This window comes from Lipingzhangella rawalii (assembly GCF_031628175.1).
GTDB lineage: Bacteria > Actinomycetota > Actinomycetes > Streptosporangiales > Streptosporangiaceae > Lipingzhangella_A > Lipingzhangella_A rawalii.
Window position 1 is genome coordinate 239,216 of the sequence record NZ_JAVLVT010000003.1, and the last position, 15,031, is coordinate 254,246.

General features: G+C 70.4%; 11 protein-coding genes. 8 read left to right on the top strand and 3 right to left on the bottom strand.

Annotation, left to right across the window (positions count from 1 at the left end; all coding sequences use genetic code 11):
* Positions 1–25: 25 nt before the first annotated feature.
* The 6 genes from RIF23_RS07880 to RIF23_RS07905 all read left to right on the top strand — a co-directional run bounded on the left by RIF23_RS07880 (position 26) and on the right by RIF23_RS07905 (position 10,121).
* A complete protein-coding gene (locus RIF23_RS07880; protein ID WP_310912092.1) occupies positions 26–1,513 on the top strand; it encodes an alpha,alpha-trehalose-phosphate synthase (UDP-forming) in 1,488 nt (495 codons plus the stop codon).
* A 341-nt stretch (positions 1,514–1,854) separates the two neighbouring features.
* Positions 1,855–3,849 carry a hypothetical protein gene (locus tag RIF23_RS07885; protein WP_310911749.1) on the top strand — a complete coding sequence of 665 codons (1,995 nt, stop codon included), beginning with the start codon at positions 1,855–1,857 and terminating at the stop codon, positions 3,847–3,849.
* 151 nt (positions 3,850–4,000) lie between these two features.
* A complete protein-coding gene (locus tag RIF23_RS07890) occupies positions 4,001–5,002 on the top strand; it encodes an AAA family ATPase (RefSeq protein WP_407659440.1) in 1,002 nt (333 codons plus the stop codon).
* 27 nt (positions 5,003–5,029) lie between these two features.
* Positions 5,030–6,184: a DUF58 domain-containing protein gene (locus tag RIF23_RS07895; protein ID WP_310911750.1), complete on the top strand. Its 1,155-nt coding sequence runs from the start codon at positions 5,030–5,032 to the stop codon at positions 6,182–6,184.
* The gene (locus RIF23_RS07900; RefSeq protein WP_310911751.1) at positions 6,181–8,442 is read left to right on the top strand and encodes a transglutaminaseTgpA domain-containing protein; all 2,262 of its coding nucleotides are present in this window, start codon (positions 6,181–6,183) and stop codon (positions 8,440–8,442) included. The genes RIF23_RS07895 and RIF23_RS07900 overlap by 4 nt, the downstream gene beginning before the upstream one ends.
* A gap of 2 nt (positions 8,443–8,444) precedes the next feature.
* Complete coding sequence (locus tag RIF23_RS07905; protein WP_310911752.1) at positions 8,445–10,121, top strand: serine/threonine protein kinase; 1,677 nt, start codon at positions 8,445–8,447, stop codon at positions 10,119–10,121.
* A 67-nt stretch (positions 10,122–10,188) separates the two neighbouring features.
* On the opposite strand, the gene otsB is transcribed toward RIF23_RS07905, so the two are convergent.
* Positions 10,189–11,037: a trehalose-phosphatase gene (gene otsB, locus RIF23_RS07910; RefSeq protein WP_310911753.1), complete on the bottom strand. Its 849-nt coding sequence runs from the start codon at positions 11,035–11,037 to the stop codon at positions 10,189–10,191.
* Between the two features lie 10 nt (positions 11,038–11,047).
* Entirely contained in the window at positions 11,048–11,368 is a 321-nt protein-coding gene (locus RIF23_RS07915) for a DUF3263 domain-containing protein (RefSeq protein ID WP_310911754.1), read from the bottom strand.
* 72 nt (positions 11,369–11,440) lie between these two features.
* Here RIF23_RS07915 and RIF23_RS07920 point away from each other — a divergent pair, with 72 nt between their 5' ends.
* A complete protein-coding gene (locus RIF23_RS07920; RefSeq protein ID WP_310911755.1) occupies positions 11,441–12,310 on the top strand; it encodes an SAM hydrolase/SAM-dependent halogenase family protein in 870 nt (289 codons plus the stop codon).
* A gap of 112 nt (positions 12,311–12,422) precedes the next feature.
* Positions 12,423–13,559: a S8 family peptidase gene (locus tag RIF23_RS07925; protein WP_310911756.1), complete on the top strand. Its 1,137-nt coding sequence runs from the start codon at positions 12,423–12,425 to the stop codon at positions 13,557–13,559.
* Between the two features lie 491 nt (positions 13,560–14,050).
* On the opposite strand, the gene RIF23_RS07930 is transcribed toward RIF23_RS07925, so the two are convergent.
* Positions 14,051–14,848: a VOC family protein gene (locus tag RIF23_RS07930; RefSeq protein WP_310911757.1), complete on the bottom strand. Its 798-nt coding sequence runs from the start codon at positions 14,846–14,848 to the stop codon at positions 14,051–14,053.
* Positions 14,849–15,031 lie beyond the last annotated feature (183 nt).

Below are 15,031 nucleotides of genomic sequence, written 5' to 3' on the forward strand. Positions count from 1 at the left end.
GGCCACCACCCCCACCACCTCCTCGATCCCCCCTCCGGAACGTGCCACCGTCCTGGTCGCGTCGAATCGGGGCCCGATCTCGATCACGACCGACGAGCACGGTCACTACCGGGCCCAACGCGGCGGAGGTGGCCTCGTCTCCGGTCTCAGCGCCCTGGGCCACCGTCCGGAATACGCCGGGACACAGGCCCTGTGGGTGTGTGCCGCACTATCCGAGACGGACCGGCAGGCGGCCCGGTCGGCCCCGGGCGGCCGACTCGACCAGAGCAGCGAGCTCGCCGAACATCTGGAGAGCACCTCCCCAGGCGTGCAGATGCTGGACATCCCGGTCGAGACATTCACCGGCGCCTACACCACAATCGCGAACTCCGTGTTGTGGTTCGTGCACCATCTGCTGTTCGACATCCCCAACCATCCCCAGTTCGACGCGCGATTCCGCGAACGCTGGGAGGACTATGTGGCCTACAACGCCGCGTTCGGCGAGGCACTGGCCAGCGCCGCCGCCCCGGGGGCCCGAGTCTTCGTGCAGGACTACCACCTGGCCCTGGTTCCGCGGATGCTGCGGGAACGGCGTCCGGACCTGCGGGTTTCGCACTTCTCCCATACGCCGTGGGCCCCGGTTGAGTACTTCCGGCTGCTCCCCCCAGATATCCGGGTCCAGCTCCTAGACGGGATGCTTGGGGCCGACCACCTGGGGTTCCACACGCAGGGCTGGGCCCGAGCGTTCACCGAATGCTGCACCGCCGAACTACCCGGGGAGGTTGCGGTCAGCGCCACCAACGGCTGGGAGATACGCCGGGGTGGGCGCGTGGTGCGGGTGGGTGTCCACCCGCTGGGCGTGGACGCTGCGGGGCTGCGATCCCGCGCGGCCGAGGCCGACGTGGCTGAACGCCGGGCCGAGCTTTCCGAGGCCGTGGGGGATCGGAAACTGCTGGTGCGTATCGACCGCACGGAGCTGTCCAAGAACATTGTCCGTGGCCTTGCGGGATTCCGGGAACTGTTGCAGCGACACCCCGAATGGCGCAGGGCCGTCACCCACCTCGCCTTCGCCTACCCGAGCCGTACGGATGTTCCGGAGTATCGTTCCTACACGGAGTCTGTACGCGAGCTGGCCGCGAGTATCAACAGCGAGTTCGGCACGGAGGACTGGACCCCGGTACTGCTGGAGGTCAGAGACGACTTCGCTCGTTCCCTGGCCGCATACCAGCTGGCGGACGTCCTCGTGGTCAACCCAATCCGGGACGGGATGAACCTGGTCGCCAAGGAAGGCCCGATCCTGTCGGAACGGGACAGTGTCCTGGTTCTGTCCACAGGGGCCGGTGCGGTGGAGGAACTTGGGGAGGACGCGCTACTGGTCCACCCCTACGACGTGTCCGCGACCGCAGATGCCCTGGACACGGCGCTCCGGATGCCACCGGGCGAACGGCAGAAGCGCCGGGAGCGCCTGGCGGACCGGGCGGCCCAGATGCCGCCGCACCGCTGGTTCACCGAGCAACTCACCCACCTTGGCTAGTGCGGGACCTGGGCCTCGCCCACCCGTGCCCGAACATCGTGTCGGGGTGGACGTGCGACACGGGTGATGTCCCGGGGGTGTCCCCGATCCAGGCGGCCGAAGCGGGCGGTGCGTTGTGGACCCGTCCTTCCCCGGGGCGTGGGTCTGCGGTACTCTACTGCATAACCGGCAGCCCGACACACTGGGCACATTGGGCTCAGCAGACACCGTCGTGGACCGCGCTGCGGACACCGCACCCCGGTTGCCGGGCGAGCGAACGCTGCGGGCGCGTGTCCCAGATCTCCACGCGCATGGCGCATGCGCCTGACTCCCCCACGTGACCTAGCAGGAGTTGAGCACCTGTGCGGGACCGAAAGCATCCCCCCAATCGTTGGCTCGGCAAGCAGGGCGCCTACATCGGCACCGTCTCCGTCCTGTCTGTCGCTCTGGCCGGCACCATGTTCGGTGTCGGCGCGCTGACCCACTGGGACGACATGTCCGACGGCACAACCTGGCTGTGGAGCAGCAGCACCGGCGAGCTGTCCCGGATCAACGCGCACAGCGCACAGGTGGACCTGGCCCAGCCGGTGCGCGCCTCGGTAGCCAACCCGGTCCGGCTCGTGCAGAACAGCCACAATCTGGTGGTGCACGACCTGGCCGAGGAACAACTCCGCTCGATGGACCTCACCGACACGGAGTTGGGCGCCGAGGTCGATCTGCCGGACAGCGGCGACACGCACTTCGTGCTGCACGACGAGTCCGCGGTCATCGTGGACCGGACCACCGGCGAGCTGCGTCCAGTCTCGCCCACCACGCTGGAGCCGACCGGAGAGTCCGTACACCTTCCCGGGCCGTTGGCCGGCGGGGACTTCGACGAGGACGGCGTCCTGTGGCTGGCTTCCTCGTCGCAGGGGACGGTCTCCCAGGTCCGTACCGACTCCACCGGCGCGTTGCAGGTGGCGGACAGTGTGCCGATCGCGGAACCCGGCCAGGAGCTCCAGGTGTCCGTGCTGGACCAGGGGGCGCTGGTCCTGAACCAGGACACCGACGAGTTGAGCCTGGTTGGTGGGGACGCTGAGGTCGACCGCCATGTATCGCCCAGTGAGCTCGCCGGGGCCGAGACTCCGCAGCGGATACGGGGAACGCTCGCGGTGGTGACGGCGCGTTCCGCGTCGATGATCGTGTCGATGGCCGAGTTGGACGCCAACCCGCGGCTGCACGCCTTCGCTCCTGAGGATCCCGAATTTGACGTGGCGGTTCCGTACGAGAACCACATCTACGTTCCCTACGTCTCGGAGGGCACTGTTCGGGTGTTCACTCCGCAGGGGCAGCACGCCCGCTCGATCACGCTGCCGGACGTCGCCGATCAGCCCCTGGAACTCTCCGAGAACGACGGTTTCCTGTTCATCAACGCCCCGGACAGTGAGGTGGCGGGGGTGGTGAGCCCGGATGGTGAAGTTCGCCTGGTCGACAAGTATGACCCGGACCTCGACGACATCGAGGACGGTCCCGCCGAGGAGCCCGGCGGCGGGGTCGTGGATCTTCCGGACGGCGCCGAGGATCCCGAACCAGTGGACCTGCCGAGTATCGCGGACGCGCGGGACGAGGAGGACCCGGGGCGGCCCCTGTTCGATGAGGACGACGAGGACGAGGGCCGCGACGACGAGGACAATGGGCACCGGGACAGCGAGGCTGAGGAGCAGCCCGACGGCCCTGGCCCGTCGGACCCGGGGAACGATTCGGCAGACGACGAGCCAACGCAGCAGGCGGAACCGTCCGAGCCGGATGCACCCGCGCCCGACCTTCCCGACCTGCCGGATCTACCTCCGGATGCCGATGGCCCGGACAGCCCCGGACCCGGGGAACCGGATGACGAGGGCGATAGCGACGCGGACGACGACCCCCTCCTCCCACCGCCCGGGAATCCTCCGGTCGACGATCCGCCCGACGACGAGGATCCGCCCGACGACGAGGATCCGCCCGACGACGAGGAACCCCCAGACGGGGACAACCCACCCGATGAGGAAGAACCCCCGGACGAGGAAGAACCACCCGGCGGGGACGAGCCACCCGACGACGAGGACCCCCCAGACGGGGACAACCCGCCCGGCGGGGAAGAACCCCCGGACGAGGAGGAACCACCCGGCGGGGACGAGCCTCCTGGTAGCGACGAGCCACCCGACCAGGAAGAACCACCCGGCGGGGACGAGCCACCCGGTGCGGAGGACCCACCTGGTGGCGACGAGCCACCCGACCAGGAAGAACCACCCGCTGCGGAGGACCCACCCGAGAACGAGGACCTTGGGTCCGAAACCTCCCCGAGCGGGGGCGGAAACGACGAGGAACAGACGGCCTGAGGGGTGGACCTGGATTACGGATGCGGCGCCGCTCCCGGCGGGGTATCCGCCCGGTCCACCGTGCAGTGAGACATCAGGCGGGTGTGCGTGGCGTTGTGAGACACCGGGCACACCCGCGCCAGGTTGAGGGGAAACACCCACGTTGACGACGATGTCCGCGGCAGGTCCGGACGCCGAGGCGCCGGGGCTGACCGCGCAGGAGGCCGAACGCCACGCCCGCCTGTTCGAACGCATGGCGAACGAGATCGATACGGCAGTCCTCGGTAAACCCCAGGTGGTGCGGTTGGGCCTGGTCGCACTCCTCACCGGAGGTCACATCCTGTTGGAGGACGTCCCGGGGCTCGGCAAAACCACCCTGGCCCGTGCTATTGCCGCCTCCGTGGACGGTTCGTGGCGCCGCATCCAGTTCACCCCGGACCTGTTGCCGTCGGATGTCTCCGGCGTTCCGGTGTTCAACCAGGCCACCCGGGAATTCGAGTTCCACCCGGGGCCGGTGTTCGCCAATGTTGTGATCGCGGACGAGGTGAATCGCGCCTCGCCCAAGACACAGTCGGCCCTGCTGGAAGTCATGGAGGAACAGCAGGTCACTGTGGACGGGGTCCGTCATCCCGTGCCTGACCCGTTCCTGGTGGTCGCCACCCAGAACCCGGTGGAGATGGACGGGACCTACCGTCTCCCGGAAGCCCAGCTGGACCGGTTTCTGATGCGGCTCTCGCTTGGCTATCCCGACCCCGAGGCGGAGCTCACGCTGATGCGTGGGGGGCGGCACCGACGTCCGGAGGAGCTGAGTCCCGTCACGGACGCGGCGGGGCTGGCCGAGTTCGCACGGGCCGCCGCACACGTACACGTGCCGGACCAGGTGTACGAGTACGTGCTGCGGCTGGCACAGGCCACCCGCACCCACTCCGAGATCCGGGTGGGGCTGTCGACCCGCGCCACGGTGGTGTTCATGCGCGCGCTGCGCATCCGCGGGCTGAGCGTCGGCCGGCCCTACGTCACCCCCGAGGACGTGAAAGAACTCGCGGTTCCCGTGTGGGCGCACCGTCTCGTCCGAAGCACCGAGTCCGCGGTGAGTGGCCGCAGCCTGACCGCACTGATGCACCAGGTTCTGGAGCAGGAGGCGGTGCCCAGCCCCGTGGTGGACCGAGCCTAGGATGCCGCCGGCCCAGGGAGTACGGTGATGCCCACCAGCCGCGGATGGACTCTGGTGGCCGCTGGTGTCCTGCTGCTTGCCTGCGGCCTGGCGCTGGGCTACCGAGAGATCGTGATGCTCGGGGCGACAGCGCTCCTGTTCGTGGCTGGCGCGGTCGGACTGGTCGGACGGGTGCGGGCCCCACAGGTGGAACGTCGGATTCCCAACACCAGGGTTCAGGCCGGCGAGGACCTCGCGGTGCGCCTCCGGATCCGGCCGGCCCACCGGAGCGGGCGGACCCCACACGCGTTGCGGGATCGGGTCCGTTCGACCGCCGGTACGCAGTACGTCGACGTGAGCAGCCGGGAAGCGGAGCGCGGCAGGGGCGTGGATTCCCTGGACTACCGGCTACACACCGACCGGCGCGGGGTCCGCACGCTGGGGCCGGTGCTCGCGCTGCGCACCGACCCGCTGGGGCTCGTGCGCAGCCAACGCGACTGTGGCGACAGCCAGCGGGTGTGGATTCATCCGCCGTGGCGGGTACTCACCGCTATGCCCGTAGGGCAGCAGGCCGACCCAACCGGTGTCCTCGACGGCACCCGGATCGGCAACCTCAGCTTCGACGGTCTTCGCGAGTATGTGCCCGGCGACGAGGTACGGCACATCCACTGGCGTAGCTCAGCACGTTACGACCGGCTGATGGTCAAGGAATATGTCGACACCGCGCACACCCGGCTAACGGTCCTTCTGGACGACCGTGGCGACGGCGGTGCGGACCCGACAAGCGGCCTGGACGAGGCGGCCAGCGCTGCGGCCTGTGTGGTGGGCACCGCCGTGCGCGGAGCCTGGTCGTGCGAACTCACCTTGGTGAGCGGGGACAGCAGGGACAGCAGCGCGGGCGTGACTCCGATGCTCGACCTGCTGGCCGAGGCCGAGCCGGTCGCGAACGCGGACATGTCCCGAGCGCTGTGGCGACTGCGCAACCGTCCCGACGGTGACACCGTCGTCCTGGTCAGCGCGGTGGTAACTCCAGAGGACGGGCAACGGTTCGCGCAGCTGGTGGACCGCTACCCCACACTGGTGCTGGCCTGCGTCGGCGCGGCGGCCGAACGGGCCCCCAGCCCGCCTGGAGTCACCGTGGTATCGGCGGCCACGGCCAGAGAGCTGGCCACCGTCTGGAACGCGGCCCGGTGGTCGCGGTGAGTGTTCTGGTGCGCACTGGTGCCCTGATCCTGGCCGCTGCCGCCCCAGGCCTGGCCCTCGCCGAGAGCTACGCCGAACCCCGCCAGGTCACAGCGATCCTGGGATTGTGGGCCGTGATGAGCGTCCTCAGTACCACGCTGATGTCCTGGCGCTCGGCGTCCCCGGCCGCGCTCCTCGGCGGGGTCCCGCTGGCCCTGGCCGGTGTGGCGGTGCTCGCCGTGCTGTATCCGGGGCCGCAGGAGACGGTGTTCGCCGGCACCCTGGACGCCGTGGCCCATTCGGGTGCGCGCATCCTGACCGCGAGCGTTCCCACCCCGGTCGCCGTGGACACTCTGGCACTTCCCGCACTCGCCACGTGGCTGGCGGGTGCCGCGGCGACCCTCGCCGCCCGGGAGAACCGTCCCCTGCTCGCCGCTGCCTGCGTACTACCACCCCTCCTCGGAGCGGCCGCACTCAACGGGGGCGTCGTCTCCCCCGGCTACGTCCCGGCGGCGGCCTACGCGGCCGCGGTGGTGCTGCTCCTCGCGGCCACGGCCCACGCCCACAGCGCATCTCCCGGCTCCGCCAGCGATACTCCCACCGCCACGGTTTCCGACCGGGTGTCGGGCAACGTCGCGGCCCGGTGGTGGCGCGCCGCACGCACATCGGCCCGGTCCTGCTCCGTCGCGGCCCTCACCGCGACAGCCGCGGTGATCGTGGGCTACCTGGGTCCGTTCGCGCTGTACGGCAGCGGGGTCCATCCCGCCGAGATCCGCACCACCATGGACCCGCCAGATGAGGAAGAGGCCGTCCTGAACCCGCTGGGATACCTGTCGGCCTGGTCGGAGGAACCCGAACAGCCGTTGTTCACCGTCACCTCGACAGGGCCGCCCAGTGAACTGCGCTGGGTGGCCCTGTCGGAGTTCACCGGGGTGATGTGGGCCCCGGACAGCGGATACCAGGTAGCGGGCAACGTCCTGCCCGAGCCCGAGGTGACGCTACCCAGTCCGCGGGCCCACACGGCCGAGGTATCGGTGCTGGACCTGCCCGGGGGATGGCTCCCGGTCCCCGGGACGCCACTGCGCCTGGACGGGGTTCCGATCGGCTACGACCCCGAGTCCGGGACCGTGCGCGCGGAGTCGGGGAACGCCTCCGGGCTGGACTACACCGTCACCGGCGCCGTGCCCCAGTGGGACCCGGAGGAGCTACGCGCGGCCGACGCCCCCGAGGACGAGGAGTTCGACCGGTACCGGGCGCTGCCACCGGATGGGCCCGCGGCGATCGCGGAGATCGCCGCGGCGGTGGCGGACGAGGGCAGCGGCTACGAACGCGCCAACCGGCTGGCGGCCTACCTCCGGGAAACCTACACTTTGGATCCGCACGCCCCCGGCGGGCACGGATACGCGAACCTGGACGAGCTTCTGGTGCCTCCCGGCGAACCGGCAGGTGCGGGAACCACGGAACAGTTCGCGAGCGCGTTCGCCCTGCTGGCCCGCCAGGCGGACCTACCGAGCCGGGTCGTGGTCGGCTTCGCCTCCGGCGGTAGCGAGGACGACGACACAGGCTCCCAGGAACGAACCGTGCACACCGGGGACGCCGTGGCCTGGGGTGAGGTCTACCTCGAGGAGACCGGCTGGGTTCCGTTCGATGTCACTCCCGGCAGCGAGACATCCGACTCCGGGGCCACGGCCGCGGAGGCATCCGAGGAGAACGGCGACGGCGACGCCGGTTCCGAGTCGGAGGATATGCCGCTGCCGCAGGACGAGGACGAGAGTAAACCGTGGTCGACCTGGACCAGCGGCACGATCGTGGACTGGGAGACGCTGGGGGACGGGGCCGGCCGGCTGGGGGTGACCCTCCTGGGGGTGGCGGTGGCCCTGCTCGTGACAATCCCCGTGGCGCGCTACGGGGTACGCCAACACCGGCTGCACCACCGTGACCCCGACCGGCGGGTCGTCGGTGCCTGGCGGGAGTTGCAGGACGGCCTGCGGCTTGCCGGCCGTGCACCTAGACCGGCGGAGACCGTCACCGAGATTCTCGCCCGCGCGGATGTGCTGGCGCCCACCGCCCCGCCGGTGGGACAGTGGACCCTGGGCCCGCTGGTCAACCAGCTGGCCTTTGGACCCGATTCCGGAATTCACCGGGTCACCAGCTCGGCGGCGGGGCGTGCCGCCGCGGAGGCCCGGAGCTACACCCGAACCCTGCTGGCCGGTCAGAGCCGGATTCGACGTCTGCTCTGGTGGCTGGACCCCCGCCCCCTGATCTGGCTGCGGAGATAGCGATGTGGATTCCCCGACGAAATCGCGGCCCTGGACGACGATCAAGAAACGGTGTCTCCGAGCCGGGGATCCCCGGATTCCACCAGGCCCGGATCCTGTCCGCGGGTCGAGAGTCGACGGTCTACCGCGCCCTGCGGGACGGTTCGGACACTCCGGTGGTGCTCAAGATCTGCCGGAACCAACCGGCCCAGGCCTATCCGCACGAGTTCGACGTGTGGTGGGGGCTGGCGAACCGGCCGGGGATCGCCCCACTTCTGGAACTCGATGTCACCGAGTCGGGCACTCCCTATGCGGTGATGGAAGAATACTCGGGAAGTTACCGGGAGCAGCTGCGTCAGGGGCCGCTTCCGGTCGACGAGGTCCTCAGTGTGGGGATCACTGTCGCCCAGGCGCTGACAATGCTGCACGCCGAAGGCTATCTCCACCACGACGTCACCCCGGAGAACATCCTGCGCGGCCCCGGTGGGCCGTTGCTCACCGACTTCGGTTCCGCGTTGCCGCTGCATTCCCCGTTCCCACCCGTGTCCGTGGATGCGACCACCATCCGGCAGCTGCCACCGGAAGCGCTCGTCAACGGGGCGCCCACACCGGCATCGGACGTGTATCGACTGGGTGTCACGCTGTGGACCCTGCTGACCGGACACGCCCCCTTCGATCGGAAAGGCCAGCGTCCCCTGTCGGTGGAGGACTACCGGGCCGGAATGTTGACCCAGCTACCGCCGGCGTCCTCCCGCACCGACACGCCCGAATGGCTTCAGCTGATCCTGGTACACGCCCTGGCACCGCGGCCGGAGGAACGCTGTGCCACCCCCGAGGCGCTGGGAGCCGCACTCCAGAACGCCACACCCAACCCTGTGGCCACCACCGCGCAGTACACCATCCCCGAGCTGCCACCGGGCGCTGTTCCCCGGGCCTACGCAGCCCCGGATCCTCCTCCGGCGGCGGCACCGGAACCCGATTCCGGACGGGGACCGGAGTCCCCACCCCCCGGGCAGGACACCGACGCGTCCGGGTCCGCGCCGCCCCCCGACGGGTACACCCAGGACCCGCCGGACAGCCCAGCAGCGACAGCGACACCACCCCCGGCCTCCACCACCCCGGCCGGGGGGACTCCGCTCGACACGTCGGCACACGAACCGGCCCGGGGGTGGGGGCGCCGTCTGGTACCCATGGCCCTGGCGGCGCTCGTGCTCACCGTCGTTGGCGTGGGTGCGCTGCTGCTGGGCCGCACCATCGGAGTTCCGTTCGCGACAGCCGGCTCTACCGAGGAGCCCCGCCCCTCCCCCACCACAACCTCCGATCCGACCACCCCGTCCGGCGAGGCAACAGATCTCCTGGACGAGGAGACCGCCGACACCGACCAGGCGCCCAGTGGCGTCGACCTGGACGACGGCGGTATCAGCGTGCGCCTGTCGTGGACCGACAACACCTCCGGGGAGGATGCGCACCACGTGGTCGGCGGGCCGGAGGACCAGCCGGTCGCCAGCATGGCGCGCGCGGATCCTGGCGAGAACCGGGTTGAGATCATCGGGTTGAACACGGAGGTTGACTACTGCTTCACCGTGGTCGCCCTCGTGGACCCCGAGACCACCGCCCCGGGGCCGCAGGTTTGCACCGAACGCGCAACCGAGACCACGGATTCTCCAGAGTCCCCGAGCCCGAACACCCCTCGGGAGTAGCCAGCCGCGCGGGCGCCCGGACCCATGCCGACCAGCGACCGCCCAGCCGACAAGGCTCGGGTTCCTCTCAGGACGACAGCGCGGCGGCGAGGGCACTGAGCAGCGCCACCACACCCGCGGGTCCGTCCACCACCAGATCCGCCCGGCTGGCCAGTGCCGTGACCTCGGCCGAACCACTGCACACGCACAGCCCGGGCATGCCCTGCTCACGAAGCGTGTCCACAGCGTCGAAGGCGGCAATATCCCCAAGGTCGTCCCCGGCGTACAGCACGGACGTGGCCCCAAGCTCGGCGACCAGGCCGCGCAGTGCGGCGCCCTTGTCCATCCCACCGGGGCGGAGCTCCAGCACCATCCGCCCCGGCTCGATCAGCAGGCCGGTCCGTTCCGCCAGATCGGTGAGGACGGGCCGCAGGGCCGCGAGGGCCGCGGCCGGGTCCGCGCAGCCGCGCGTGTGCACAGCGATGGCCTGCCCCTTGTCCTCCAGGTGCGTCCCGGACGGGGCGCCAGCCAGGATCGTGGGCAGCTCCGCCCGGACCTGGGCGATACCGGGATCGTCGGCGGGAAGTGTGAGCTGCCCGTGCTGCCACCGCTGGTTCCCGTAGGCGCCCAGAACCACCAGGGAGGGAATGTCCTCGAAAGGGCCGAGCCGTGGGACATCCGCGGCGGGACGCCCGGTGATGATGGCCAGTCCGCCAAGGCGCCCGGACAGGTGCCGCAGCGCGGGTGCCGCCCGCGGATGGGCCTGCGCTTGGCCGGGGTCGGTGACGATCGGCGCCAGTGTTCCGTCGTAGTCGAGGGCCACGACCGCGCGGCTGGGGTCGGCCCGGATGTGCGAAAGCCCCCTACGGCCAGCCTCGGTCTCGGGAACCGGCAGCCCCGAGGGCAGATCGCCCGTGGACGTGGACACAGTGGACATCACCACGACCTCAGAGTTCGATTCCCAGCCGACGTGCGGTGCGCTTGCGCCGCCGGCTGTTTCGCAGCCGGCGCAGGCGCTTCACCAGCATGGGATCCTGGGCGAGCGCCTCGGGGCGGTCGATCAGGTCGTTGAGGAGCTGGTAGTAACGCGTGGGGGAGAACCCGAACTCGTCGCGGATCGCCTGTTCCTTCGAACCTTCCAGTTTCCACCACTGGTTCTCGAAGGCGAGGATCCGCGCATCCCGTTCGGTGAGGTCGGGCGTGTCCGCCGCGGACTGCCCCGCAGCGTTATCAGACGGTTCTTGGTCAAAAGGCCCGACAATTGACATTGGGCGCCTCCTCGTCCGGTTGGCGCGAATCATGGTAGCGACTGACGTGTATCTGCGAAGGGTGGAACCACGATGACTGTGCATCGGGGTTACAGTTGCCTGTCCTTCCTCACCGACTACGGAACCTGGGACGGCTTCACCGCGGCCTGCCACGGCCAGTTCCTGCACCACGCGCCGGCGACTCGGGTCATCGACATCACCCACGAAGTGCCCCCCGGTGACATCAGGCGTGGAGCGGTCGTCCTCGCCGACACCGTCAGCACGCTGCCACCGGCAGTGCACGTAGCGGTGGTGGATCCGGGGGTGGGCACCCACCGTCGCAGCATAGCCGTCCGGGCCGGCGGACACATCCTCGTGGGCCCGGACAACGGCCTCCTGCTGTGGGCCGCCGCACGACTGGGCGGTGCGGTCGAGGCTCGGGAACTCACAGCGCAGCAGTACTGGCGCCACCCCGTGTCCCGCACTTTCCATGGGCGGGACATCTACGCCCCGGTCGCCGCGCAGCTCGCGGTGGGGCTCCCTCTCGCCGAGGTTGGTCCCGAGCTTCCGGTCCACAGCCTCGTGCGGCTTCCGGAACCACGCCGGTCCGTGTCGCCGCGTGGCGAGGTTCCCACCGCCAACGGTGAGGTCCGTACCGTCGACCGTTTCGGCAACGTGCAGTTGAGTCTGCTGGACGTGGACCTCCACCACCTGGCTTCCGTGGGCGACACGCTCCACCTCGACAGCGACGGCAGGGCGGATCCCCGAGTCTGGGACACGCCTCTGCCGGTGGCCCTGCCGGTCGCAACCACCTTCGGAGACGTGGCCGACGGGGAGTTGCTCATCCTGGTCGACTCGGATGGTCATGTCGCCATCGCCGCCAACGGGGGGAACGCCCAGGCCCGGCTGGGCCTGCACCCGGGCGAGCCGGTCACACTCCACCAACCGCCGAGCCCCACCTGAACGGGTCGTGTAACAATGAGCCGGCGGGTCGTTCCCAGGTGATTCGATACCGCCACGGGGAGACCACAACACCGGCCGAGGGAATCCGTACCAGCGAGAGAGTTGCCCCACCATGTCCACCCGACGCGCACCACAGTTCGGGATCATTGCCGTCCTTGCCGTCCTCACCGGCGCTACGGCCCCCGCTGTGGCCAACGCCGACGTGGACCACTCGGACCTGAGTCGGGACCAGTGGGCACACGAACTGCTGGATCTGGAAGAAGCCTGGGAGCACGGGCGGGGCACCGGCGCGCGGGTGGCACTCCTGGACACCGGGGTGGACCAGACCCACCCCGACCTCGACAGCGCCATTGTGGACGAGGTGGATGTCACCGGTCAGGACCTCGACCCCGACACCGCCCCCCTGGGACGGCACGGGACCCTGATGGCCGGGCTGGTGGCGGCGCGCGGCCATGGCGAGGAACACGCCGGTGGGGTGTTGGGAGCCGCCCCGGAAGCGGGGATCCTATCCGTGCGCACCACAACCGCGCAGGACGGTAGCGCGGAGTCGGCCGAGCAGGACTGGGTGGTCTCCGGAATCGAACGTGCCGTCTCCGAGAACGCCCAGGTCATTCTGCTGACCGGGCCAGCAACCGGAAGTGAGGCCGAACGCGAGGCCATCGCCGAAGCCCACAACCGCGGCGTGTTCGTGGTCGTTCCCGGAGACGGCCCCCACGTCGCAACGCCCAACGCGCTTAGCGTCAACGCCGTGGACGAACAGCAGCAGCTGGTGTCCCCGGAGGGCGCCACGCCCAACGCCGAGGCGTCCCTGGCCGCACCCGGGCAGGACGTCCTCACCACAGACCCGGATGGTGGCTTCACCGAGGCCAGTGGTACCACCGCCGCGAGCGCGCTCGCGGCCGGCGTGGCCGCCCTGATCAGGGCGGAGTATCCCCAGCTCCGCCCCGACGACGTCGCCGAAGCGCTCCAGGACGGCACGACCAGCCCCCCGGCCAACGACGAAGCGTCCGACACCGGGTACGGTTCCGGGGTCCTGAACGCGGCCGCGGCGCTCGAAGCAGCCGCGGACAGCGCGGAGGACGTTCCGCCCTTCGACCCGTCCCTGGCCGAGGAGGACACCGAGGACAGCCCCTGGCTGTTCTGGGCCACAGTGGCCGCGGGCGCGGCGTTTATCGTGCTGGCGGCGCTCCTGGTGTTCCGACTGGCGCGCGGGCGCCGGGGCGGGACCCGCCGCGCCCGACGGCGCTAGGGCGTGTTACTCGAAGTTGGGAGCGAGGTTGGGCCTGGCCTGACGACGTTCACCCCGTCCCCGATCCCGCTGGCCGTTGCGCGAGGGAGGACGCTCTCCCCCGCAGGGGAGCGGGATGCGCCCCAGGATCACCCCGGTCCCCACTCCCCGCTGGCCGTCGTGCGGGGAAGCGCCACAGCATCCTGCCGCAGCGCACCCTGCAACCCTCCGTTGGCCGTCGTGCGGGGGAGCGCCCCCAGGGCGAGACGCCGCCGGCGGCCAACGATCGGGGAGGGCGGCCGCCCTGGCAGTGCCCCCAGGGTGGGGCACAGTGGTCCACTGCACCACGGCCAACGGGACATGGGGAGCGCGGCGACCGTCAAGGGCACCCCCGCGATGGGACACACTCCCCCACACCACGGCCGGCTTCCCCGTGGTGGTCCGAGGCCCGCGCCGCCGAGCCCGCGGATGATCCACAGGATCCGGCTACCAGGACCGTTGCCGGGCCCTGTTCATCCCTCCGGTTCGGCCAGGACGACGAATTCCGCACCGAATAGGTCGTGGCACACGGCCATCCGCCCCACCCCGGTGACATCCTGTGGCTCCAGGACAACGTCACCGCCACCACGGCTGGCGAGCGCGGCCGCGCTGTCACAGTCACCGACGTTGAAGACCGGATGCCAGTACGGGGTGCCCTCGGGTAGGTGCTCGGCGGCGAGCTCCACGATGCCGCCCTGTTCCTGCTGCTCCTGCTGCGATCCACCCCCCGCGGAGGTGATGACCCGGTAGGTTCCCGTCCCGTCGGGCATGGGCATCTCCGCGAAGTGCCATCCGAAAAGGTCACCGTAGAATCGGGCCGCCACCGAGGGGTCCGGGGTCATCAGCTCGGTCCAGGACAGCGCACCGGGACGGTTCACCAGCTCCAGGCCGGGAGCGCGGTTGGGCTGCCAGACGGCGAACCGGCCCCCCAACGGGTCGCTGAACTGCGCCATCCGGCCTTCCTCTCCGACATCGCCGGGGGCGACCCGCACGGAGCCACCCAGGTGCCGGACCGACGCCGCGGCCGCGTCCACATCCGGAGTGTGAAAGTACAGCATCCATGCCGAGCGCGCCCCCTCCTCCTCGAGCGGCCCCACGGCGGCCACGGCGGCGCCGTCCCGGCGAAAAATCCCGTAGCCGCCGGCCTGAGCGCCGAAAGTCTGGAGGTCCCAGCCGAGGACTGTGTGGTAGAAGGCCGCCGTGGCGTCGACGTCGGGCGAGCCGATGTCCAACCAAGACGGGGTGCCGGGTACCGGGTCTGTGGTGAGCATGAGCGTGTCCTTTCCTGGGGTCGTGCCATGTCCAGAGTCTGACAGCGGGCACTGACAGTCCCCCAAGCTGCATTCTCGGACCGGGAAAGATCCGGCCAAGGAGGGGGTGCAGCGACCCGGGACCGCCCCGGCGCGGCGCGTTCCAGCCCTACCGGCGCGCAGGAGGTCTGGGACCGCTGTGGC